The sequence below is a fragment of the Streptomyces sp. NPDC043176 genome, from assembly GCF_056436715.1.
Window position 1 is genome coordinate 247,032 of sequence record NZ_JBWKCA010000001.1, and the last position, 22,092, is coordinate 269,123.

21 protein-coding genes and 2 tRNA genes are annotated in these 22,092 nt (G+C 72.2%); 13 read left to right on the plus strand and 10 right to left on the minus strand.

Annotation, left to right across the window (positions count from 1 at the left end; translation table 11 throughout):
* The first annotated feature begins 2 nt into the window (after positions 1-2).
* The gene (locus AC067A_RS01120; RefSeq protein ID WP_478612775.1) at positions 3-758 is read left to right on the plus strand and encodes an AIM24 family protein; all 756 of its coding nucleotides are present in this window, start codon (positions 3-5) and stop codon (positions 756-758) included.
* Positions 759-814: 56 nt separating this feature from the next.
* Here the strand turns inward: AC067A_RS01120 and AC067A_RS01125 are convergent, their stop codons facing one another.
* Together AC067A_RS01125 and AC067A_RS01130 are read right to left on the minus strand one after the other, a co-directional pair.
* Positions 815-1,339 carry an NUDIX hydrolase gene (locus AC067A_RS01125; protein ID WP_478612778.1) on the minus strand — a complete coding sequence of 175 codons (525 nt, stop codon included), beginning with the start codon at positions 1,337-1,339 and terminating at the stop codon, positions 815-817.
* Entirely contained in the window at positions 1,336-2,769 is a 1,434-nt protein-coding gene (locus AC067A_RS01130) for a zinc-dependent metalloprotease (protein ID WP_478612780.1), read from the minus strand. The genes AC067A_RS01125 and AC067A_RS01130 overlap by 4 nt, the downstream gene beginning before the upstream one ends.
* 212 nt (positions 2,770-2,981) lie before the next feature.
* Between AC067A_RS01130 and AC067A_RS01135 the strand changes: the two genes are divergently transcribed.
* The 4 genes from AC067A_RS01135 (at position 2,982) to AC067A_RS01150 (ending at position 6,188) form a co-directional block, all read left to right on the plus strand.
* Entirely contained in the window at positions 2,982-4,091 is a 1,110-nt protein-coding gene (locus AC067A_RS01135; RefSeq protein WP_478612783.1) for an SDR family oxidoreductase, read from the plus strand.
* Between the two features lie 78 nt (positions 4,092-4,169).
* Entirely contained in the window at positions 4,170-4,631 is a 462-nt protein-coding gene (locus tag AC067A_RS01140) for a molybdenum cofactor biosynthesis protein MoaE (protein WP_478612786.1), read from the plus strand.
* A 171-nt stretch (positions 4,632-4,802) separates the two neighbouring features.
* On the plus strand, positions 4,803-5,033 hold the full coding sequence (locus AC067A_RS01145) for a hypothetical protein (protein ID WP_367827775.1): 231 nt from the start codon (positions 4,803-4,805) through the stop codon (positions 5,031-5,033).
* A gap of 66 nt (positions 5,034-5,099) precedes the next feature.
* The gene (locus AC067A_RS01150; protein ID WP_478612789.1) at positions 5,100-6,188 is read left to right on the plus strand and encodes a YlbL family protein; all 1,089 of its coding nucleotides are present in this window, start codon (positions 5,100-5,102) and stop codon (positions 6,186-6,188) included.
* A gap of 77 nt (positions 6,189-6,265) precedes the next feature.
* Here the strand turns inward: AC067A_RS01150 and AC067A_RS01155 are convergent, their stop codons facing one another.
* On the minus strand, positions 6,266-6,817 hold the full coding sequence (locus AC067A_RS01155) for a PPA1309 family protein (protein ID WP_478612792.1): 552 nt from the start codon (positions 6,815-6,817) through the stop codon (positions 6,266-6,268).
* Positions 6,818-6,952: 135 nt separating this feature from the next.
* On the opposite strand from AC067A_RS01155, the gene AC067A_RS01160 reads away from it, so the two are divergent.
* From AC067A_RS01160 to AC067A_RS01175, 4 genes are all read left to right on the plus strand, one after another.
* Positions 6,953-9,856 carry a UPF0182 family membrane protein gene (locus tag AC067A_RS01160; protein WP_478613479.1) on the plus strand — a complete coding sequence of 968 codons (2,904 nt, stop codon included), beginning with the start codon at positions 6,953-6,955 and terminating at the stop codon, positions 9,854-9,856.
* A 44-nt stretch (positions 9,857-9,900) separates the two neighbouring features.
* Positions 9,901-9,974, plus strand: a tRNA-Met gene (locus AC067A_RS01165).
* 204 nt (positions 9,975-10,178) lie between these two features.
* Positions 10,179-12,161, plus strand: a complete 1,983-nt coding sequence (locus AC067A_RS01170) for a tetratricopeptide repeat protein (protein WP_478612795.1) — start codon at positions 10,179-10,181, stop codon at positions 12,159-12,161.
* 58 nt (positions 12,162-12,219) lie between these two features.
* Positions 12,220-12,293, plus strand: a tRNA-Met gene (locus AC067A_RS01175).
* Between the two features lie 302 nt (positions 12,294-12,595).
* Here AC067A_RS01175 and AC067A_RS01180 read toward each other — a convergent pair.
* A complete protein-coding gene (locus AC067A_RS01180) occupies positions 12,596-13,015 on the minus strand; it encodes a Fur family transcriptional regulator (RefSeq protein ID WP_073808920.1) in 420 nt (139 codons plus the stop codon).
* 151 nt (positions 13,016-13,166) lie between these two features.
* On the opposite strand from AC067A_RS01180, the gene AC067A_RS01185 reads away from it, so the two are divergent.
* On the plus strand, positions 13,167-14,636 hold the full coding sequence (locus AC067A_RS01185; protein WP_478613481.1) for a catalase: 1,470 nt from the start codon (positions 13,167-13,169) through the stop codon (positions 14,634-14,636).
* A gap of 76 nt (positions 14,637-14,712) precedes the next feature.
* Here AC067A_RS01185 and AC067A_RS01190 read toward each other — a convergent pair whose 3' ends face one another.
* Entirely contained in the window at positions 14,713-15,102 is a 390-nt protein-coding gene (locus tag AC067A_RS01190) for a CBS domain-containing protein (protein WP_478612799.1), read from the minus strand.
* Between the two features lie 223 nt (positions 15,103-15,325).
* The gene (gene hisN / locus AC067A_RS01195; RefSeq protein WP_478612801.1) at positions 15,326-16,135 is read right to left on the minus strand and encodes a histidinol-phosphatase; all 810 of its coding nucleotides are present in this window, start codon (positions 16,133-16,135) and stop codon (positions 15,326-15,328) included.
* A 138-nt stretch (positions 16,136-16,273) separates the two neighbouring features.
* Here hisN and AC067A_RS01200 point away from each other — a divergent pair, with 138 nt between their 5' ends.
* Positions 16,274-16,939 (plus strand): TetR/AcrR family transcriptional regulator, encoded by a 666-nt coding sequence (locus AC067A_RS01200; RefSeq protein WP_478613484.1) that lies wholly within the window; start codon positions 16,274-16,276, stop codon positions 16,937-16,939.
* On the opposite strand, the gene AC067A_RS01205 is transcribed toward AC067A_RS01200, so the two are convergent.
* The 4 genes from AC067A_RS01205 to AC067A_RS01220 all read right to left on the minus strand — a co-directional run bounded on the left by AC067A_RS01205 (position 16,831) and on the right by AC067A_RS01220 (position 20,302).
* Positions 16,831-17,154 (minus strand): DMT family transporter, encoded by a 324-nt coding sequence (locus AC067A_RS01205; protein WP_329851720.1) that lies wholly within the window; start codon positions 17,152-17,154, stop codon positions 16,831-16,833. The two genes, AC067A_RS01200 and AC067A_RS01205, sit on opposite strands and share 109 nt — an antisense overlap.
* Before the next feature lie 92 nt (positions 17,155-17,246).
* Positions 17,247-18,260, minus strand: a complete 1,014-nt coding sequence (rsgA, locus tag AC067A_RS01210) for a ribosome small subunit-dependent GTPase A (RefSeq protein WP_478612806.1) — start codon at positions 18,258-18,260, stop codon at positions 17,247-17,249.
* 3 nt (positions 18,261-18,263) lie between these two features.
* Positions 18,264-19,595 carry a 3-phosphoshikimate 1-carboxyvinyltransferase gene (gene aroA / locus AC067A_RS01215; RefSeq protein WP_478612809.1) on the minus strand — a complete coding sequence of 444 codons (1,332 nt, stop codon included), beginning with the start codon at positions 19,593-19,595 and terminating at the stop codon, positions 18,264-18,266.
* Between the two features lie 20 nt (positions 19,596-19,615).
* Positions 19,616-20,302 (minus strand): M50 family metallopeptidase, encoded by a 687-nt coding sequence (locus AC067A_RS01220; protein ID WP_478612812.1) that lies wholly within the window; start codon positions 20,300-20,302, stop codon positions 19,616-19,618.
* 50 nt (positions 20,303-20,352) lie between these two features.
* Here AC067A_RS01220 and AC067A_RS01225 point away from each other — a divergent pair, with 50 nt between their 5' ends.
* Both AC067A_RS01225 and AC067A_RS01230 read left to right on the plus strand, forming a co-directional pair.
* Complete coding sequence (locus AC067A_RS01225) at positions 20,353-21,168, plus strand: SOS response-associated peptidase (RefSeq protein WP_478612815.1); 816 nt, start codon at positions 20,353-20,355, stop codon at positions 21,166-21,168.
* Positions 21,169-21,205: 37 nt separating this feature from the next.
* Entirely contained in the window at positions 21,206-21,850 is a 645-nt protein-coding gene (locus tag AC067A_RS01230; RefSeq protein WP_478612818.1) for an alpha/beta hydrolase family protein, read from the plus strand.
* The last annotated feature ends 242 nt before the right edge of the window (positions 21,851-22,092 follow it).

Here is a 22,092-nt window from a genome sequence, read left to right on the forward strand (position 1 = left end):
CCATGCAGAGCCCGCTTTTCAACCACGCCGAGCAGCAGAGCCAGGAACGGTACGTCATCCAGAACCCGCAGCTGCTGCGGGTCAGCCTGACCGGGCAGGACGACGTCCTCGCCCGCAAGGGCGCCATGGTCGCGTACCAGGGACTCGTCGACTTCGACGGCGAGTACAAGACCTCCAGCCAGCGCCGGGCCCAGGCCCGCACCGGCGAGGGCCTCGACCTGATGCGCTGCTCCGGCCAGGGCACGGTCTACTTCGCCAACCTCGCCCAGTACGTCCACATCGTCGAGGTCGAGCAGGAGGGCCTCACCGTGGACAGCGCCTACGTCCTGGCGCTCGACTCGACCCTCCACACCGAGGTCATCGCCGTCGACAGCCAGTACGGCATCTCCGGCTCCGGCAAGTACCAGCTCAACATCTCCGGCCGCGGCAAGGTCGCCCTGATGACCTCCGGGCAGCCGCTGATGATGCAGGTCACGCCCGAGAAGTACGTCAGCGTCGACGCCGACGCGATCGTCGCCTGGTCCACCGGCCTGCGCGTCCAGATGCAGGCGCAGACCACCAACTCCAGCGTCCGCCGCCGGCGCGGCGACACCGGCGAGGGCTGGGAGCTCAGCTTCCTCGGCCAGGGCTTCGCCCTGGTCCAGCCCAGCGAGGTCATGCCGCCGCAGCACGCGGCCATCGGCCAGGGCGTCGCCGCCCAGTTCGGCGCCGGACAGCACGGCTCCCACGCCCAGAACCAGAACAACGCCTGGAACTGAGCGCGGCAGGACATCCCGAGGGGCGGTCTCCACCGGAGGCCGCCCCTCGGGCGTGCTCAGCCGAGCCGCGCCAGCGTCCCCTCCAGGAGGCGGACCACCGACGTGTCCGCCACGCCCGCCACCTCCTCGTACGGGAACCAGCGCAGGTCCAGCGACTCCTCGCTGATCGCCGCCACCGCGTCCACCGGCGCCAGCGCGGCGTACTGCACGTCCAGGTGCCAGTGGCAGGGCGCCGGGATCGGATGCCGGTCGAGCCGCACCGGACCGCCCGGCAGCAGCGTCAGGCCCGGGATCCCGGACTCCTCCGTCGCCTCGCGCAGCGCGGCCGCCTCCACCGACACGTCGTCCGGCTCGCAGTGGCCGCCCATCTGCAGCCACATGCCCAGCTTCTTGTGCAGGGTGAGCAGCACCCGGCCCCGCGAGGGGTCGATCACCAGCGCGCTGGACGTCAGGTGACCGGCCCCGCAGGGCTTGTACATGCCGTCGGGGTGGGCCGCCAGGTGGTCCAGGTAGACCTGCCGGAGCTCCTCCTGGTCCCCGTACTCCTTCAGTACGAGGACCGCGTCGTCGTGCAGGGTCACTTGGCGCCGTCGTCCTTGCCCTCGTCGTCGGAGCGGCCCTCCGCCGCCTCGCCCAGCATCTTGTCCAGCTCCGAGAAGTCGAGGTGCTCGCGGTGGACGAAGCCGTCGGGGTCGTCCAGGTCCGTCGCCGTCGGCAGCATGTCCGGGTGCTCCCACAGGCCGTCGCGGCCGTCGACCCCGCGCGCGTCGGTCAGCGAGGCCCACAGCCGCGCCGCGTCCCGCAGCCGCCGCGGACGCAGCTCGAGACCGATCAGGGTCGCGAAGGTCTGCTCGGCCGGACCGCCCGACGCCCGGCGCCTGCGCAGCGTCTCGCGCAGCGCGTCCGCCGAGGTCAGCCGGGACTTGGCGGCCTCGTGGACCACCGCGTCCACCCAGCCCTCGACCAGCGCGAGCGCCGTCTCCAGACGGGCCAGGGCCGCCTTCTGCTCCGGGGTGTCCTCCGGCTGGAACATGCCCTGCTGGAGTGCCTCCTGCAGCTGCTCCGGGTGCGTCGGGTCGAGCTGCCCGACCGCCTCCTCCAGCTTCGAGGTGTCGACCTTGATCCCCCGCGCGTATCCCTCGACCGCGCCGAACAGGTGCGCCCGCAGCCACGGCACGTGCGTGAAGAGCCGCTGGTGGGCGGCCTCGCGCAGGGCCAGGTAGAGCCGCACCTCGTCCGAGGGGACGCCCAGGTCCTTGCCGAAGGCCTCGATGTTCAGCGGCAGCAGCGCCGCGCGCCCGGCCGGGCCGAGCGGCAGACCGACGTCGGTCGAGCCGACGACCTCGCCGGCGAGCGCGCCGACGGCCTGTCCGATCTGCTGGCCGAACATGGCGCCGCCCATCGAGCGCATCATGCCGATCAGCGGGCCGGCCATGGCCTGCATCTCCTGCGGCAGGACGTCGCCCATCGCGGAACCGACGCGCTCGGCGACCGGGTCCACGAGCTGCTGCCACGCCGGCAGCGTCGCCTCGACCCACTCGGCGCGGCTCCACGCCACGGCCGTACCCGCGCCGGAGGGCAGCGAGGTGACCTGGTCCAGCCACAGGTCGGCCAGCCGCAGGGCCTCCTCGACCGCGGACTTCTCGGCCGGGCCCACGCTGGCGTCCTTGGTGCCGTCGGCGGTGCCCTGGGCGACCACCTGGCGAGCGATCTGCTTGGCCATGTCCCAGTTCACGGGACCGCCCTCGTAGCTCAGCATCTGACCGAGCTGCTGGAACGCGGCACCCAGGTCGTTGGGGTTCAGCGAGCCGAACATCGCGGCGAACGGGTTGTCGGCGCCACCGGGGCCGCCCATGCCGGGCAGTCCGCCGAAGCCGAACGGGTTCGCCCCGAACGGGTTGCCCTGGCCGCCGGACCCCTGACCACCTCCGGCGGGGTCCTTCTTCTTGCCCTCGTCGCCGTTCTCCGGCTCCTCCGGCGGAAGGCCGAATCCGAATGGGGTGTCACTCACAGGTTTCCTCGGCTCGTAGGGCCGCCGGCCTCCTGCCGACGGCGACTGCCCGACCAGGCCTGTCAGACAGACCCGCACACCACCAGCGTAGACATCCGGGCCGGAAATGGGCTCGGTGCTCCGCCGAGCCGTGCCCTGCGGCAGGATGGACGCCACCTGGTCCGTACGCGTCATGCGGCGTACGTACTGAAGACAACCGCTGGAGACGCCCGGTGAGTTCCCCAGATCCTCAGGTTCGCGGAGCGCGAAACCCCTCAACCCGGTCCGCCGCGCGCGGCCCCGTCGTCGCGGTCACCGGCGCCGCCTCCGGCATCGGTGACCTGCTGATCAGGAGCCTCGTCGCCTCCGACGAGGTCAAGCGGGTCGTCGCGATCGACGAGCGCCGGGGCGAGGTCGCCGAGGCGCAGTGGCACATCCTCGACGTGCGCGATCCGGCCATCGCCGAGAAGCTGCGCGGCGCGGACGTCGTCGTGCACCTGGCCGTCGACCTCGACCTGGAGACCGACCCCGCCGCCCGGACGGCCTACAACGTGCGCGGCACGCAGACCGTGCTCACCGCCGCGGCGGCCGCCGGCGTCCGCCGGGTGGTGCTGTGCACCTCCGCGATGGTCTACGGGGCGCTGCCCGACAACGACATCCCGCTCTCGGAGGACGCCGAGCTCAAGGCGACCGCCGAGGCCACCGGCGTCGGCGACATGCTGGAGATCGAGCGCCTCGGCCGGCGTGCGCCCCGCGCCCACCCCGGACTCAACGTCACCGTCGTCCGCCCCGCGGTCCTGGTCGGCGGCACGGACACGGCCCTGACCCGCTACTTCGAGTCGCCCCGGCTGCTCGTCGTCGCCGGATCCCGCCCCACCTGGCAGTTCTGCCACGTCGAGGACCTGGTGAGCGCCCTGGAGTACGCGGCCCTGGAGAAGGTCGACGGCGAGCTCGCGGTCGGCTGCGAGGGCTGGCTGGAACAGGAGGAGGTCGAGGAGCTCTCCGGCATCCGGCGCATGGAGCTCCCCTCCGCCGTCGCCCTCGGCGCGGCGGCCCGCCTGCACCGGATCGGCCTCACCCCGTCCCCGGCGGGCGACCTCGCGTACACGATGCACCCCTGGGTGGTCAGCGTCGGGCGGCTGCACGACGCCGGCTGGCGGCCGAAGTGGACCAACGAGGAGGTCCTCGCCGCGCTGCTGGCCGAGGCCGAGGGCCGCCACACGGTCGCCGGCCGCAGGCTGGGACGCAAGGACGCCACGGCGGCGGGCGCGGCCGGTGCGACGGTGGCCCTGCTCGGCACGGCGGCGCTGGTCCGCCAGATGAGGAAGCGGCGCGGCTTGTAGGACCCTCCTACGGAGGGTCCCGTCCACAGGGCGAAAGGTCTCTTACCGGATGTCGGCGGCGTACGGCACCATGGGCTCATGGCGCAGACGCACGACCACCCCGGTGAGCAGGCAGCGGACGACCCGATCAAGCTGCTCGCGATCCGTGACACCCCGCTCTCCGTCGACGAGGTCTTCCAAGCCGTCGGCGACGACGCCTCCGGCGGTACGACCCTCTTCGTCGGCACCGTGCGCAACCACGACGGCGGCGCGGACGTCGACGCGCTGGGGTACTCCTGCCACCCCACCGCGGAGGCGGAGCTGCGCCGGGTCGCGGAGAAGGTCGTCGCGAACCACCCGGTCCGCGCCCTGGCCGCCGTCCACCGCGTCGGCGACCTGCGCGTCGGCGACATCGCGGTCGTCGTCGCCGTCTCCTGCCCCCACCGCGGCGAGGCCTTCGAGGCCTGCCGCAAGCTCATCGACGACCTCAAGCACGAGGTCCCCATCTGGAAGCACCAGACCTTCTCGGACGGCACCGAGGAGTGGGTCGGGGCCTGCTGAGCGGTCGCCCCGACACGGGCCCCGGCACACGGGGCCCGCCGATCCGGGCAAGGCGGCGCGCCGACAGGGCGTAGCCGAACGCCCGATTTGCGTAACCGGCCCCCAGGCGCGAGCGTTGACCTCACGGATGAGACAGTCTGCTGATCAACTCACTGGGGATGGGAGGTCGGGATGGCAGCGCTGGCCTGGTTGCTGATTCCGCTTTTCGCAGTCGTCGGCGCGGCGATATGGGGAAGCTGGGCTTCGAGGAACAAGACCATAGGTGACGTGGCCGAACTGGCCGGCTACGCACGCTTCCGGGACGCGATGGAACGCGCCCACCCCACCGCTCCCGATTCCGCTCGGGCCGAGCGCGAACCGGCCGCCGCGGCCGGTGGTGTCAGCACCTCGCCGTCGAGCTGACGCCCGGCGCCTCGTACGGACCCGCCCCAGGGGTGCACCCACAGACGAGTCCCGTACTGTCGTTCCATGCCACGCCGCACCGCGACGATGCTCGCCTCCACCCTGGTCCTGATCTGTCTGCTCATCGCGGGCGTCCTGATCCCGGTGCCGTACGCGGAGATGAGCCCGGGCCCCACCGTCAACACCCTCGGCGAGGCCAGGGGAGAACCGGTCCTCCAGATCTCGGGACGCAAGACCTACCCGACCGACGGCCACCTCAACATGACGACGGTCCGCGTCACCAGCGCGGACTACAAGATGAACGCCGTCGAGGCCGTCTACGGTTGGCTCGCCCACGACAACGTGGTGGTGCCGCACGACACCCTCTACCCCGACGGGAAGACCGAGGAGGAGTCGAGCCAGGAGAACGCCGAGGAGTTCAGCCAGTCCCAGGAGAGCGCCAAGGTGGCCGCGCTCGGGGAGTTGGGGATCCCGGTGGTCGCCCGGGTCGTCGTCGCCACCGTCGTCAAGGGTTCGCCGGCCGAGGGCAAGCTGCACGCCGGTGACGTGGTCAGGGCCGTCGGCGGCGTGCCGGTCAAGGAGCAGACCGACGTCGCCAAGCAGGTGACGAAGCGCAAGCCCGGCCAGGACGTCGAGTTCACCATCGTCCCCGCCAAGGAGGCGGCCGCCGCGGAGAAGGCGCGCCGGGAGCCGAAGGTCACCCAGAAGGTGGTCATCACGACCACCACCTCCGAGGAGGGCGACCGGGCCGTCGTCGGCATCCAGGCCGGCACCGACCACGTCTTCCCGTTCACGATCGACATCAACCTCGCCGACGTCGGCGGTCCGAGCGCGGGCCTGATGTTCGCCCTCGGCATCGTCGACAAGCTCACCCCGGAGAGCCTCACCGGCGGCAAGTTCGTCGCCGGCACCGGAACCATCGACGACAAGGGCGAGGTCGGACCGATCGGCGGCATCGAGATGAAGCTGGTCGGCGCGCGCGACGCCGGCGCCGAGTACTTCCTCACCCCGGCCGACAACTGCGAGGCCGCCGCCTCCGACACCCCCGCGGGCCTCACCCTGGTCAAGGTGAACACCATCGACGACGCCACGAAGGCGCTGGAGAAGCTCCGCAAGGGCGACACGGCGTCCCTCCCGAGCTGCTCGAAGAGCTGATCGCCGGCGCACCGCCCGGGATGTGCCGAAGGGGCGCCCGTCCGTCGGACGGGCGCCCCTTCGGCGTGTCGGGTGAGTCAGGACTCGAAGGTCGCCGCCAGTGCCTCGGCGAGGCCGGGCACCAGGTCGGGGCCGGTCAGGACCTCGGTCGCGGTGTCCTTCTCGCGCAGCCGGATGGCCGCCTCGCGGGCGCCGCCGCGCAGCACCGCGACGGTCATCCGGACCTCCTGGCGGTCGGGGTGTCCGGCCACCCACTTGGCCAGCTGCTTCTCGCTGAGCCCCTGCGGCACCTGGGCCTCCGCCGAGGGGGGCAGCATGAGCCGCTCCACGGTCAGGGCGCAGCCTGCGACGGCGGCGGGCCAGGCGATCGTGCCGAGGAACTCGTCGAGGGCCTTGCCGCGCGGCAGCTTGTCCTGCTCGATCGGGGTGTAGGCGGTGGCGTCGTCGCCGAGGCCGAGCTGGGAGGCGAGCCGGGGCTCGCTGGCGCGCAGCCGTGCGGTGTCGACCAGGGCGAACAGGCGGGCGGGCTGGTCCCAGCCGAGGCCCGACGCGTACTCGTCGATCTCGAGCACCGCGCGGGTGAGGGGGCTCGCGGCCATCGCCGGGCCGGAGGGGGAAACGTTGGACATGACCAATATCCTGCCTCCTCTTCCCCTGAAGACGGGAACTAGGTAAAGCCTCAGTAAGTTGCATCAGTGGGCTCTACGATCGCGGGGCCTGCTTTCAGACGCATCAACATCGAGGGGCGCACGTTGGCTTTCCAGATGCCGGACCGCGGCGGGAGCCCGTCCGGGCCAAGGATGAGAGTCGGCCGGCCGTCCCGGCGGGCCCGTACCCTGCTCATGACGCTCGGCGTGCTGGCCGTCCTGGCCATGGCGTTCGTGATGTTCGCCGGGTTCTGGACGGACTGGCTCTGGTATCGCTCGGTCAAGTACTCGTCCGTGTTCACGACCACGCTGTGGACCAAGATCGGCCTGTTCGCGGTCTTCGGCCTGCTGATGGGGATCACCGTCGGCCTGAACATCTGGCTGGCGTACCGGCTGCGGCCGCCGCTGAGCGCGATGTCCCTGGAGCAGCAGAGCCTCGACCGGTACCGGATGGGTCTCGCCCCGTTCAAGAAGTGGGTGCTGCTCGCGGTCACCGCCCTGGTGGCCCTGATCGCCGGCGCCTCCGCCTCGGGGCAGTGGCGGACCTGGCTGATGTGGGTCAACGGGGTGAAGTTCGGCCAGAAGGACCCGCAGTTCGGTCTCGACGTGGCGTTCTACGCGTTCGACCTGCCCTGGTACCGGTTCCTGCTCGCCTTCGGCTTCTCCGCCACGATCCTGTCGCTGATCGCCGCCGCGCTCACCCACTACCTGTACGGCGGGCTGCGGATCACCAGCCCCGGTGCCCGCGCGACGGCCGCCGCCACCGGGCACCTCTCGGTGCTGCTCGGCGTCTTCGTGTCGCTGAAGGCCGTGGCGTACTGGCTCGACCGGTACGGCCTGGCCGTGAAGTCCAGTGACTTCAAGGCGACCGGGAACTGGACGGGCCTGCGGTACGTCGACGCCAACGCCTACCTGCCGGCGAAGACGATCCTGTTCTGCATCGCCGCGATCTGCGCCGTGCTGTTCTTCGCGACGCTGTGGCGCCGCACCTGGCAGCTGCCGGTGATCGGCTTCGGCCTGATGGTCCTCTCCGCGATCCTGATCGGCGGCCTGTACCCGGCCATCGTGCAGAAGTTCCAGGTCCAGCCGAACGAGCAGGCCAAGGAAGCGGAGTACATCCAGAAGAACATCGACGCGACCCGCAAGGCGTACGCGATCGACTCGACGAAGCCCGAGAACTACTCGGGGAAGTCGACGGTCAAGGCCAAGGACCAGCTGCGCTCGGACGCCGACTCGGCGGCCGCGTACCGCATCCTCGACCCGAACATCGTGTCGCCGACGTTCCAGCAGCTGGAGCAGAAGCGGAAGTACTACCAGTTCCCGACCACCCTGGACGTGGACCGCTACGCCGGCAAGGACACCGTCGTGGGCCTGCGTGAGCTCAACATCAAGGGCATCCCGAAGCGGAACTGGATCAACGACCACTTCACCTACACCCACGGCTACGGCGCGATCATGGCCGCGGGCACGCAGACGGACGCCAACGGCTCCCCGGTCTTCACCGAGTCGGGACTGCCGACGACCGGTTCGCTCGGCACGTACCAGCAGCGGATCTACTACGGCGAGAAGACCGACCAGTACTCGATCGTGGGCGGCCCGCAGAAGGAGCTGGACTACGAGGAGAACGGCGAGAAGACCACCAGCTACAAGGAGAAGAGCGGCGTCAGCCTCTCCAGCACCTTCAACCGCGCGGCGTACGCGGTGGCCTTCAGCGAGCCGCAGATCCTGTACTCGGGGGCCATCGGCGAGGGTTCGCGGATCCTCTACAACCGCACGCCCAAGGAGCGCGTCGAGGCCGTCGCGCCGTGGCTGACCATCGACGGCGACGCCTACCCGGCGGTCGTCGACGGCCGGATCCAGTGGATCATCGACGCCTACACGACGACCAACGGCTACCCGTACGCCTCGCGCACCACGCTGGGCGACACCACGGCCGACTCGCTGACCGTCGGCAACCAGCAGCGGGCGGTCGTCGCCCAGCAGAACCAGGTCAACTACATCCGCAACTCGGTGAAGGCCACCGTCGACGCCTACGACGGCACGGTGACCCTCTACGAGTGGGACACCCAGGACCCGGTCCTCAAGACCTGGATGAAGGCCTTCCCCGACACGGTCAAGCCGAAGTCCGAGATCAAGACCGACCTGATGGCGCACCTGCGCTACCCGCAGGACATGTTCAAGGTCCAGCGCGAGCTGCTGACCCGCTACCACGTCACCGACCCCGCGCAGTTCTACAGCGGCTCGGACGCCTGGCAGGTGCCGGACGACCCGACCAACAAGGACGGCAACGCGGTCCCGCCGTACTACCTGAGCATGAAGATGCCCGGGGACGCGGCCCAGCGCTTCTCGCTGACGACGACGTTCACGCCGAACGGGCGGCCCAACCTGGGCGGCTTCATGGCGGTCGACGCCGACGCCACCAGCAAGGAGTACGGCCGGCTGAGACTGCTGCGGGTCACCGAGGACGTGCCCGGCCCGGCGCAGGTGCAGAGCAAGCTCAACGGCCTGCCGTCCGTCGCCCAGTTCGTCCGGGACATGAAGGGCGCCGACTCCGACATCCAGTACGGCAACCTGCTCACCGTCCCGCTCGACGGCGGCTTCCTGTACGTGGAGCCGGTGTACGCCCAGGGTCGCAACGCGCTCTACCCGCTCCTGAAGAAGGTCGCGGTGTCGTACGTGGACGCCGACCAGCCGGACGGTGACACGACCAAGGACACCACGGTGTTCGAGGACAACCTCACCAAGGCGCTCAACGCGGTCTTCGGGGTGGAGGCGCCCAGCACGCCGCCGACTCCGCCGGGCACCACGCCGCCGCCCGGGACGACCCCGCCGCCGGCGTCGAACGACGCCGCGCTCCAGCAGGCGATCTCCGACGCCCAGAAGGCGTACGACGCCGGCGAGGCCGCCCTGCAGAAGGGCGACTGGACCGCGTACGGCAAGGCCCAGGAGGACCTGCAGAAGGCGCTCCAGAGGGCGGCGGACGCCGGGGCGAAGCTCAAGACGAGCCCCTCGGGCGGCTGACCTGAGAGTTTCCACCCCGCGTCGTGGTACTGTTGGTTCACCGACGCGGGGTGGAGCAGCTCGGTAGCTCGCTGGGCTCATAACCCAGAGGTCGCAGGTTCAAATCCTGTCCCCGCTACTCAGAGGACAAGGGCCCGGATCCATAAGGATCCGGGCCCTTGTCGTGTGTCGACGTGCCGTGGGGTGCCGAAGAGCGGTAGGGAGGGGGCGAGTTGGTGTGAGGCGTGTTTGACTTGTCTCTCTGTGGGCATGTCGACAAAACGCTGAGTGACCTCACTGGCTGGGCTATACCAGGTGTGCTCGGGTTGCGGGTGGTGCGACGATGGTATTTATGGGGGACAGGGCAACTCTGTTGGAGACAGGGCGGTTTGTGCAGCGGCACGCCAGAAACGCCGCAGACGAGATCATCGAGGCAGCAGGGGCCGTCGATGCGGTCGTCGACACCACCGCCACGACCGCCACGACCGCCACGACCGGAGCCACCGACGCCGAGAACGAGACCGAGACCGAGGTCGAGGCCCGGCACCGGAGGGCCGCCGAGCGCGGCGACCTCGCTTCGATGAGCGCCCTCGGCGCACTGCTGCTGCGCCGCGGCGACCTCGACGGCGCCGAGCCCTACCTGCGCGGCGCCACGGCCGAGGGGGACCGGGCCGCCGCCAACAACCTCGGTGTCCTGCTGCACCAGCGCGGGTACGCGGACGAGGCCGCCGGCTGGTGGCGGGTCGCCGCCGTCGCCGGCTCCGCGCCCGCCGCCCACGCGCTCGGCCGCCACCACCGCGAGCGCGGCGACGAACCGGCCGCCGAGTACTGGCTCCGCCAGGCCGCCGAACAGGGCCACGCCCTCGGCGCGTACGCCCTCGCCGACCTCCTGGAGCACCGCAGCGACGTCGGGGCCGAGCGCTGGCTGCGCGCCGCCGCCGAACAGGGCCACCGCGAGGCCGCCTTCCGGCTCGCGCTCGCCCTGGAGCGCCGCGCCACCGAGACCGTCCGCGGCCCCCACGAGACAGGCACCCGCCTCCGGGTGCCCGCGGGCGCTGCCCCGGACGCGGCCGCGGGCGCCCCGCCGGCCGGTCCGGCCGCCGGCGAGCCCGGGGGAGAGCCGAACGAGGCCGAGCAGTGGTTCCGGCAGGCCGCCGCGCGCGGGCACCGGCGGGCCGCGCTGCACCTCGGCGCGATCCTGGAGCACCGCGGCGAGCTCAAGGAGGCCGGCCGCTGGTACCTCAGCTCCGCCAAGGAGGGCGAGGCCAAGGCCGCCTGCGCCCTCGGCTTCCTGCTCCGCGACGCGGGCGACGAGGAGAGCGCCGCCGTGTGGTGGCTCCGTGCCGCCCAGGACGGCGACGGCAACGCCGCCAACGCCCTGGGCGCCCTCCACGCGGCCCGCGGCGAGCAGCAGACCGCCGAGCGCTGGTACCGGGCCGCCATGGACGCGGGCGACGTGAACGGCGCCTACAACCTCGGGCTGCTCTGCGCCGCCCAGGACCGCATCCCGCAGGCGGAGCAGTGGTACCGCCGGGCCGCCTACGCGGGCCACCGCGAGGCCGCCAACGCGCTCGCCGTCCTGCTGCTCCAGGCCGGCGACGCCAACGGCGCCGAGCCCTGGTTCTCCAAGGCGGCCGAGGCCGGCAGCGTGGACGCCGCCTTCAACCTGGGCATCCTGCACGCCGGTCGGGGCGACGACCGCACGGCCCTGGTCTGGTACGAGCGGGCCGCCGCCGCCGGCCACACCGAGGCCGCCCTCCAGGTCGGCATCGCCGCGCTCCGGGACGGCGACGAGCTGACCGCCGAGCGGCACCTGCGCTGCGCGGCCGGCGGCGGCAGCGCCGAGGCCGCCTTCCGGCTCGCCTCGGTGCTCGACGCGCGTCGTCCCGACCCCGGCCCCGCCGTGCTCGGCGCGTCCCGCGAGGAGAAGTCCGAGTGCGAGGAGTGGTACGAGCGTGCCGCCCAGCAGGGGCACCGGCGCGCCCAGGTGCGGGTCGGGATGCTCGCCGCCGGGCGCGGCGACCTCGCCGAGGCCGACCGCTGGTACCGCGAGGCGGCGGAGGCGGGCAGCCGCAACGGCGCCTTCAACCTGGGCCTGCTCCTCGCCCGTGAGGGCAGCGAGCGCGAGGCGGCGCTCTGGTGGACCCGGGCCGCCCGGGCCGGCCACGGCCGTGCCGCGCTCCGGCTGGCGCTGCTCGCGGCGCGCCGCGGCGAGCTCACCGAGGGGCGGCACTGGTGCGCCCGCGCGGTGGAGCTGGGCCCCGCGGAGGTCGCCGAGCGGGCGGCCCGGCTCAGCGAGGCCCTGCACCAGGAGCTCACCGCGTAGTGCCGCGCCCAATGAATTTGCGCTGGTGACGGGAGACCCGTAAGGTTGGGTTCACCGACGCGGGGTGGAGCAGCTCGGTAGCTCGCTGGGCTCATAACCCAGAGGTCGCAGGTTCAAATCCTGTCCCCGCTACTCAGTAGCAACGAAGGCCCGGATCCGATCACATCGGATCCGGGCCTTCGTCGTATGCGCACTTCGCGTTCGCACGCGTCGGCGTCCGTTCGCACGCATTGCGTCCGTTCGCACGCGTCGCGTCCGTTCGCACGCGTCGCGTCCGTCCGCGGGTGTCGGTGTCCGTCCGCGTGGCCTCGGCGTCCGTGTGTACGCGTCGGCGTCCGTGCGCGCGTGTCGGCGTCCGGGCGGGCGTGCGTGCGTGGCGGCGTCCGTGCGGGCGTGAAGAAGCCCCCGCCGCGGCGGGGGCTTCTTCACGCGTGTCAGGCGGTGGTGGCGCAGCTCGGGCAGATGCCCCGGTAGGTGACCTCGACGTTCGAGATCGTGAAGCCGAAGCGCTCGGTGTCCGGGAGGTCGGCCAGCGGGTCGCCGCCCGGGTGGACGTCCCGGATGGCGCCGCAGCGGCCGCAGACCAGGTGCTGGTGCGGCCGGTGGGCGTTGGGGTCGTAGCGCTTGGCGCGTCCGTCGGTCGCGACCTCGATGACCTCGCCGAGGGTGACCATCTCGCCCAGCGTGTTGTAGACGGTCGCGCGCGAGATCTCGGGCAGCCGCGTCACCGCGCGCGCGTGGACCTCGTCGGCGGTCAGGTGCACATGGTCCCCGTCGAGGACTTCGGCCACGACACGTCGCTGCGCGGTCATCCGCCAGCCGCGTCCGCGCAGTCGTTCCAACAGGTCACTCATGAGGGCCAGCCTAACAGCCGGGGGAACGGGGTCCCGAACGGGTGTGACTTTGGAAGTTCACTTGACTTAGACATTGTCCATTGTAGGATCGAAACCGGCATTGGCCAAGGTCCTCACCAGGGACCGGGCCGACGGACAGGACTCGCAGTACATGACGCAGGAGGCGCACGTGACGCAGGGACCGCTCACCACGGAGGCCGGCGCGCCGGTCGCCGACAACCAGAACAGCGAGACCGCGGGCGTCGGCGGTCCGGTCCTCGTCCAGGACCAGCTCCTCCTGGAGAAGCTCGCCCACTTCAACCGCGAGCGCATCCCGGAGCGCGTGGTCCACGCGCGCGGTGCGGGCGCCTACGGCACCTTCACGCTCACCCGTGACGTCTCGCAGTGGACGCGCGCGAAGTTCCTCTCCGAGGTCGGCAAGGAGACCGAGACCTTCCTGCGCTTCTCCACGGTCGCGGGCAACCTCGGCGCGGCCGACGCGGTGCGCGACCCCCGCGGCTGGGCGCTGAAGTTCTACACCGAGGAGGGGAACTACGACCTCGTCGGCAACAACACCCCGGTGTTCTTCATCAAGGACGCCATCAAGTTCCCCGACTTCATCCACACCCAGAAGCGCGACCCCTACACGGGCTCGCAGGAGGCGGACAACGTCTGGGACTTCTGGAGCCTCTCCCCGGAGTCGACCCACCAGGTCACCTGGCTCTTCGGCGACCGCGGCATCCCCGCCTCGTACCGCCACATGAACGGCTACGGCTCGCACACGTTCCAGTGGAACAACGAGGCCGGTGAGGTCTTCTGGGTCAAGTACCACTTCAAGACCGACCAGGGCATCAAGAACCTCACCCAGGACGAGGCCAACCGCCTCGCCGGCGAGGACCCGGACTCGCACCAGCGCGACCTGCGCGAGGCCATCGAGCGCGGCGACTTCCCGAGCTGGACCGTGCAGGTCCAGATCATGCCCGCGGCGGACGCGGCGAACTACCGCTTCAACCCGTTCGACCTCACCAAGGTGTGGCCGCACGAGGACTACCCGCCGATCGAGATCGGCAAGCTGGAGCTCAACCGCAACCCGGAGAACGTCTTCGCCGAGGTCGAGCAGTCCGTCTTCTCCCCGGCGCACTTCGTGCCCGGCATCGGCCCGTCCCCGGACAAGATGCTCCAGGGCCGCCTCTTCGCCTACGGCGACGCCCACCGCTACCGCGTCGGCATCAACGCCGACCACCTGCCGGTGAACCGCCCGCACGCCACCGAGGCGCGCACCAACTCGCGTGACGGCCACCTCTACGACGGCCGCCACAAGGGCGCGAAGAACTACGAGCCGAACAGCTTCGGCGGCCCGCACCAGATCGACCGCCCGCTGTGGGTCGGCTCCGCCGTCACCGGTGTCACCGGTGACCACGCCGCCCCCTCGCACGCCGAGGACAACGACTTCGTCCAGGCGGGCGACCTCTACCGCCTGATGTCCGAGGACGAGAAGGGCCGTCTCGTCGGCAACCTGGCGGGCTTCATCGCCAAGGTCTCGCGGGACGACATCGCCGAGCGGGCGATCGACAACTTCCGCCAGGCGGACGGTGACTTCGGCAAGCGGCTGGAGGCCGCGGTCCAGGCCCTGCGTGGCTGACGGCGCTTGTCGTGGGTAGGGAGCGGGCCGGATCTCCGTACGGAGATCCGGCCCGCTCCCGTGCGGTCGGTTCCGGTCACCCGGCGACGCTGTGCACCGGGATCCAGCAGCGGATGATGTCGCGTACGGAGACGATGCCGACGGGTCCCCGGTCGTCGAGGACCACCAGATGGCGGAAGCCGCCGTGCGTCATCGCCTCGGCCGCCTCCGCGAGCGTCCAGGTGGGCGCGGCGAAGACGACGTCGCGGGTGGTGTGGGAGCCGGCGGTCTCGAGGTCGGGGTCCTGGTCGCGGGCGAGGGATTTCAGGATGTCGCGCTCGGTGAGGATCCCGAGCCCGCCGGCGTCGGTGTCGAAGACGACCGCCGCGCCGACGCGGCGCGCCGACATCAGCCGGGCCGCCTGCCGGAGGGTGTGGGCTGGGCCGATGGTGAGGACCACGGTGCTCATGGCGTCACGGACGAGCATGGACGGAGCCACCTCCTTGGTGAACCCTTCCCGCCTTCAACGAGAACGAATTCACAAGTTCACAAGTGGGGGGACTCTCAGAGTGGCACCGGGGGAGGAAGCCGACAAGGGGGCGTGCGGAGCGCCCCCGGGAGCGTGCCGGCGCGCCCGGGCCCGTGCGATCCCCTGAACCCCGGCCCGTGCGATCTCCTGAACCCCGGTCCGGGCGTGCCCGCCCCGGCGGTCAGGCCTGTGCTGTCTCCTGGTTGAGGTAGCTCAGCAGTTCGCCGTGGAGGAGGCCGTTGGAGGCGGCGGCGTTGCCGCTGTGGGGGCCGTGGCGACCGTCGAGGCCGGTGTAGGTGCCGCCCGCCTCCTGGACCACGATCGCGACCGCGGCCATGTCCCACAGGGAGAGCTCCGGCTCGGCGCAGAGGTCCACGGAGCCCTCGGCGACCATCATGTACGGCCAGAAGTCGCCGTACGCGCGGGTCCGCCAGCACGCGCGCGTGAGGTCGAGGAAGCCGTCGAGCCGGCCCTGCTCCTCCCAGCCGCTGATCGACGAGTACGCGAAGGAGGCGTCCTCCAGGGAGGCCACCTTCGACACCCCGAGCCGGGTCGCCGAGGAGAGGCTGCGGCCGGTGTACGCGCCGCTTCCCTTCGCGGCCCACCAGCGCCGGCCGAGCGCCGGGGCCGACACCACGCCCACCACCGGCTGGAACCCGGTCTCCCCGGCCTCCATCAGCGCGATCAGGGTCGCCCAGACGGGGACACCGCGCACGTAGTTCTTCGTGCCGTCGATCGGGTCGATCACCCAGCGGCGCGGGCCCGAGCCCTCCACGCCGTACTCCTCGCCCAGGATCGCGTCACGCGGCCTGGCCCGCTGGAGCTGGCCGCGGATCAGTTCCTCGGCGGCCTTGTCGGCCTCGCTCACCGGGGTCATGTCCGGCTTGGTCTCGACCTGGAGGTCGAGTGCCTGGAATCGGTCCATGGTGGCCGCGTCGGCGGCATCCGCGAGGACGTGGGCGAGACGCAGATCATCGTGGTAATCGGCCATGGTCGGCACTCTATCCCCGCGGCCCGAACACGCGGAGAACCGTCCACGGCGGCCCCGGCGACCGGCCCCGGGCCCCCTTGACAGGGGGCCGGAGGCTGTCGACGCTGGGCGGAGAACCGTTCCCTCCCGGAGGTGACGATGGCGAACGCCCGCGACGCCCTGCTCGACGCCGCGTTCGCCGCGCTCACGCACCGGTCCTGGTCCGCGATCCGCATGGCCGACCTCGCCGCCACCGCCCGGGTCTCCCGGCAGACGCTCTACAACGAGTTCGGCAGCAAGGAGGGGCTCGCCCGCGCGCTGGTGCGACGAGAGGCGGACACGTACCTCCAGGGCGTCCGCACGCTGCTCGCCGCCCCCGGCCCGCCCGGGCGCAACGTCGCCGCCGTCGCCGAGTGGATCGTGGCCAGGGCCGCCGTCCGCCCGATACTGCGGGCCCTGCTCACCGGTGCCTGGAACGAACGGCTGCCCGAGCCCCGGCCGGCCCGGCCCGGCGCCCGGCCCGCCCCCGTACCGGCCCAGCGGCGCGCCGACGCCGGACCGCCCGCGCCCGGCGAGCTCGTGGCGCAGACCGCGGCCTGCGCGGGGGAGCGGTGGGCGGCCGGCTGCGAACTGGCCGTACGCCTCGCCCTCAGCCACGTCGTCGCGCCCCCGTCCCCGGTCACGCCCCCGCCCTCAGGACCGGAGGCGCCCGGGGGTCAGTGCGCCGAGCCGGAGAGCTGGAGTCCGATGACCCCCGCGATCACCAGGCTGATCGAGACGATCTTGAGCGTGGAGACGACGTCGCCGAGGAAGACCATGCCGTAGATCGCCGTCCCGGCCGCGCCGATCCCCGTCCACACCGCGTACGCCGGACCCACGTCCAGCTTCCGCAGCGCGAGCGTGAGGAGACCGAAGCTGCCGAGGGCGAAGGCCGCGAAGGCGATCGTGGGCCACAGCCGGGTGAAACCGTGCGAGAGCTTCAGGCAGACCGCGAACCCCGTCTCCAGGACCCCCGCGATCACCACCAGCAGCCACGCCATCGTCAGTGCCTCCCACGCCGTCGGTGACTGCTTCGTCGCACTGGGTGCGATTATGCCCTTGCCTGCGGAGGTCGGCCCCGAACACCGGCGGCTCAGTCGCCCTCGCGTCGCTCCCTGGTCGCGAGCAGCCGCCGCAGCGAGACGAGCCGCGCCGGATCGGCGTGCCCCTCCGCCACGTACGCGTCGAGCGCGCAGTCCGGCTCGTCGTGGCTGCACGCGCGCGGGCAGTTCTCCGTGCCCGGCTTCAGGTCGGGGAAGGCGTGGATGACCCGGGACGGGTCCACGTGGTGCAGACCGAAGGAACGCACGCCCGGCGTGTCGATCACCCAGCCGCCCTCCTCGTCGTTGAGCGGCAGGGCGAGCGCCGAGGTGGTGGTGTGGCGGCCGCGGCCGGTGACCGCGTTGACCACGCCGGTGGTACGCCGCCGCTCCGGCGGGACCAGGGCGTTGACCAGGGTCGTCTTGCCGACACCGGAGTGGCCCACGAACGCGGTCGTCCGGCCCTTGAGGTGTTCGTGGACGCGCTCGGCGGCGACCCCGTCGACGAACTCGTCGCGGGTGGTGACCACATGGGGCACGCCCAGCGCGCCGTACATCTCCAGGAGCGCGTCCGGCGGGGCCAGGTCCGACTTGGTCAGCACCAGGAGCGGGGAGAGCCCGCCGTCGTAGGCGGCGACCAGGCAGCGGTCGATCAGCCGGGGGCGCGGCTCGGGGTCGGCGAGCGCGGTGACGATCGCCAGCTGGTCGGCGTTGGCGACGACCACCCGCTCGAAGGGGTCGTCGTCGTCGGCCGTGCGCCGGAGCACCGAACTGCGCTCGCCGATCCGCACGATCCGGGCCAGGGTGTCCTTCTCGCCGGACAGGTCGCCGACGATCGAGACCCGGTCGCCGACCACGGCCGCCTTGCGGCCCAGCTCGCGCGCCTTCATGGCGGTCACGATCCGGTCGTCGACCAGGCAGGTCAGCCGGCCGCGGTCGACGGTGAGGACCATGCCCTCGACGGCGTCCTCGTGCTTGGGACGGAGGGTCGTACGGGGACGGGTGCCCTTGCGGTTGGGCCGCTGGCGGATGTCGTCCTCGTCGGTGTGCTTGCCGTAACGCCGCATGGTTCAGGCCCCGAGCATTTCGGTCCACATCCCCGGGAAGTCCGGCAAGGTCTTCGCCGTCGTCGCCACGTCCTCGATCAGCACGCCCTCGACCGCCAGGCCCACGATCGCGCCGGCCGTCGCCATGCGGTGGTCGTGGTACGTGTGGAAGACGCCGCCGCGCAGCGGACGCGGGCGGATGTGGAGACCGTCCTCGGTCTCGGTCACGTCGCCGCCCAGGCCGTTGATCTCCTTGGTGAGCGCCGCCAGCCGGTCCGTCTCGTGCAGCCGCAGATGGGCCACGCCGCGCAGGGTGGACGGGGAGTCGGCGAGGGCCGCGAGCGCCGCGATGCCCGGGGTCAGCTCGCCGACCTCGCCGAGGTCGACGTCGATGCCGTGGATCCGGCCCGTGCCGGTGAAGGTCAGACCCGCGTCGGTCAGCTCGCAGGATCCACCCATCTCGGTGAAGATCCGGCGCAGCTCGTCACCCGGCTGGGTGGTCCGCTCCGGCCAGTCCGGGATCGTCACCCGGCCGCCGGTCACCAGCGCGGCCGCCAGGAACGGCTGCGCGTTCGACAGGTCCGGCTCGACGACGAGGTCCCGGCCGCGGAGCGCGGAGGGCGCCACCCGCCACACGTTCGGCTCGCCGCCGTGCTCGGGCTCGTCGACCTTGGCGCCGACCGCGCGCAGCATGTCGACGGTCATCCGGATGTGGGGGAGCGAGGGGAGCCGGTCGCCCACGTGCCGCACCTCGACGCCCTGGTTGAACCGGGGCGCGGACAGCAGCAGGGCGCTGACGAACTGGGAGGACGAGGAGGCGTCGATCTCGACCGTGCCGCCGTCCAGGCCGCCGGCGCCCTGGACGGTCATCGGGAGCGCGCCCCGGCCGTCGTCGTCGATCCGGGCGCCGAGGGCGCGGAGCCCGTCGATCACGCCGTGCAGCGGGCGCTCGTGGGAGCGGGGGTCGCCGTCGAAGCGGACCGGGCCGTCGGCGAGCGCCGCGACCGGGGGCAGGAAGCGCATGACCGTGCCGGCGTTGCCGACGTCGACGGTCGCGGGGCCGCGCAGCGGGGAGGGGATGATCCGCCAGGCCTCGCCGGAGCCGTCCGGGCCCACGCCCTCCTCGATCTTCACGCCCAGGACACGGAGGGCCTCGGCCATCAGGAGGGTGTCACGGGAGCGCAGCGGGCGGCGCAGCCAGCCGGGCTCGGAGGCGAGCGCGGCGAGCACCAGAGCCCGGTTGGTGACCGACTTCGATCCGGGCACGGTGACGGTCGCGTCGACGGCGCCGCTCGCATACGGGGCGGGCCAGAGGTCGGTGGGCGGGTCGGTGTGCGAGGAAGCTGCTGCGGTCATGTCCTCACTCTACGGGGGTGTCAGAACCGCAGGAGCCAGCGGCAGCCGCCGATCAGGCAGCAGATCGAGACCGTGTGGAAGAAGAGGAGCCAGACCGCGGCGGGCACGTGGGTGAGGTACGCCAGCTGGTCCGCGTCCGAGTCGGGGGCGCCGCCGTGCCGCCGCTTCGCCTGGAGTTCGAACGCCGGCCGGACGCCGCCGAGGAGCAGGAACCACACCACCGCGTAGGCGAAGACCGACTGGACGTCGGGGCCGGTCAGCCAGGAGACGAGGAGGAAGGAGGCGCCCGTCAGGACGACGGTGAGGATCCCGTACGCGTTGCGGACCATCACCAGCATCGCGAGGAGCAGCGCGGTCGCCGCCCACAGCAGCAGGGTGACGTGCCCGGTGCCGAGCAGGGCGGCGCCGCCCAGTCCGAGCAGGGGGGCGGCCGGGTATCCGGCCGCCAGCGTGAGGACCACGCCGACGCCGGTCGGGCGGCCGCGGCTCACGGTCAGCCCGCTGGTGTCCGAGTGGAGGCGGATCGCCTCGAGGCGGCGTCCCGTGGCGAGGGCGACGATCCCGTGGCCGCCCTCGTGGGCGATGGTGATCGCGTTGCGGGCCGGCAGCCAGAGGGTGCGGAACGCGACCAGGGCCAGCGCGCAGACGCCGGTGACGTAGACGATCCACAGGTCCGGAGCGGGCTGGGTGCCGAGGATCTCGGTCATTTCTCGGACGGCTCCTCGGTGGTGGGCGGGATCGTGGCAGTGTGGCACGCATGTGCGGACGGTTTGCAGCGAGTCGGCGTCCCGAGGACCTCGTCGAGGCCTTCGGGGTGGAGAAGTGGGAGCCGGAGGAGACCCTGGCCCCCGACTGGAACGTGGCACCCACCAAGCAGGTCTGGGCGGTTCTCGAGCGTCCTGTGAAGGACGCCGTATCCCCGCGTCCGGTTCGCCAGCTGCGCGCGCTGAGGTGGGGACTCGTACCGTCCTGGGCGAAGTCCCCGGAGGGCGCGGCCCGGATGATCAACGCGCGGGCGGAGACCGTGCACGAGAAGCCCTCCTTCAAGCGCGCCTTCGTCTCCCGCCGGTGCGTCCTGCCCGCCGACGGCTACTACGAGTGGGTGACCGGCGAGGCGGAGCGGGACCTGGAGGTCGAGGGCAAGAGGAAGCGGCCGCGCAAGCAGCCGTACTTCGTGACGCCGGCCGACGGCTCGGTCTTCGCGATGGCCGGGCTCTACGAGTTCTGGCGGGACGCCACGCTGCCCCCCGAGCACCCGGCCGCCTGGTGGGTGACCTGCTCGGTGATCACCACCGAGGCCGAGACCGGACCGCTGGGCGTCGCCCCGGCCGAGGGGCCCCGCTCGCTCCACGACATCCACCCCCGGATGCCGCTGATGCTCACGCCGGAGCGCTGGGACGCCTGGCTCGACCCGTCGCGCACGGACCCGGGGGAGCTGCGGGGCCTGCTCGCCGCCCCGCCGGAGGGCCTGATGCGGGCCTACCCGGTCGCCACGGCCGTCAGCAACGTCCGCAACAACGGCGCCGAACTGCTCGCGGAACTGGCGGGCCCGGAGGTCGGCACGCTGTTCTGAACGCACTCCGGGACGCCCCGGGCGGCAGGATGGGGGCGTGACCAAGGACGTGACGCAGTACGAGACCGTTGCCACCGACGCCGGCGAGGCCCGCGTCACCTGGCACGAGGGGACGGAGCCCTGGGCGGTCCTCGCCCTCGGCCACGGCGCCGGCGGCGGCGTCGGGGCCCGCGACCTCCAGGCGCTGGCCGGCGCGCTGCCCGCGCTCGGCGTGACCGTCGCCCTCGTCGAACAGCCGTGGCGGGTCGCCGGCAGGAAGGTCGCCCCCGCGCCGAAGACCCTCGACACCGGCTGGCGCGGCCTGTGGCCCGTCCTCGCCGGCCCCGGCCTCCCCGTGATCGCGGGCGGCCGCAGCGCCGGCGCCCGGGTCGCCTGCCGCACCGGCCGGGAGCTGGGCGCCCGGGCCGTCCTCGCGCTGAGCTTCCCGCTGCACCCGCCCGGCAGGCCGGAGCGGTCCCGTGCCGACGAGCTCCTCGGCACCGGCCTTCCCACCCTCGTCGTCCAGGGCGGCAACGACCCCTTCGGGCGGCCCGAGGAGTACCCGGAAGGCCCGTACGAGCTGGTCGAGATCCCGTACGGGGACCACGCCTTCGCCCTGCCCAAGCGGGCCCCGCTCGGCCAGGACGAGGCGCTCGGTCTCCTCGTGGGCGGGGTCGCCGAGTGGATCGACGGACTCCGCTGACGCGCCGCCCGGAAGCGGGAATGACGAGCGGGGGACCGCTGTTGTTCGGTGCGTCGGTGTGAGAGCAAGGAAGAGGGAGTCCGTCGCATGGGTTCGACCATCTGCCCGCAGCGCGCGCAGGCCGCTGACCTCGACTGGACAGTGCTGCCCGCGCCCAAGGCCGCCCGGATTCGGGCGGCGGGCGGAGTGCTTCCTCGTCTATCCTCCGAAACGAGCGGGTCCGCCCTCGGGCTCGCCGCCGC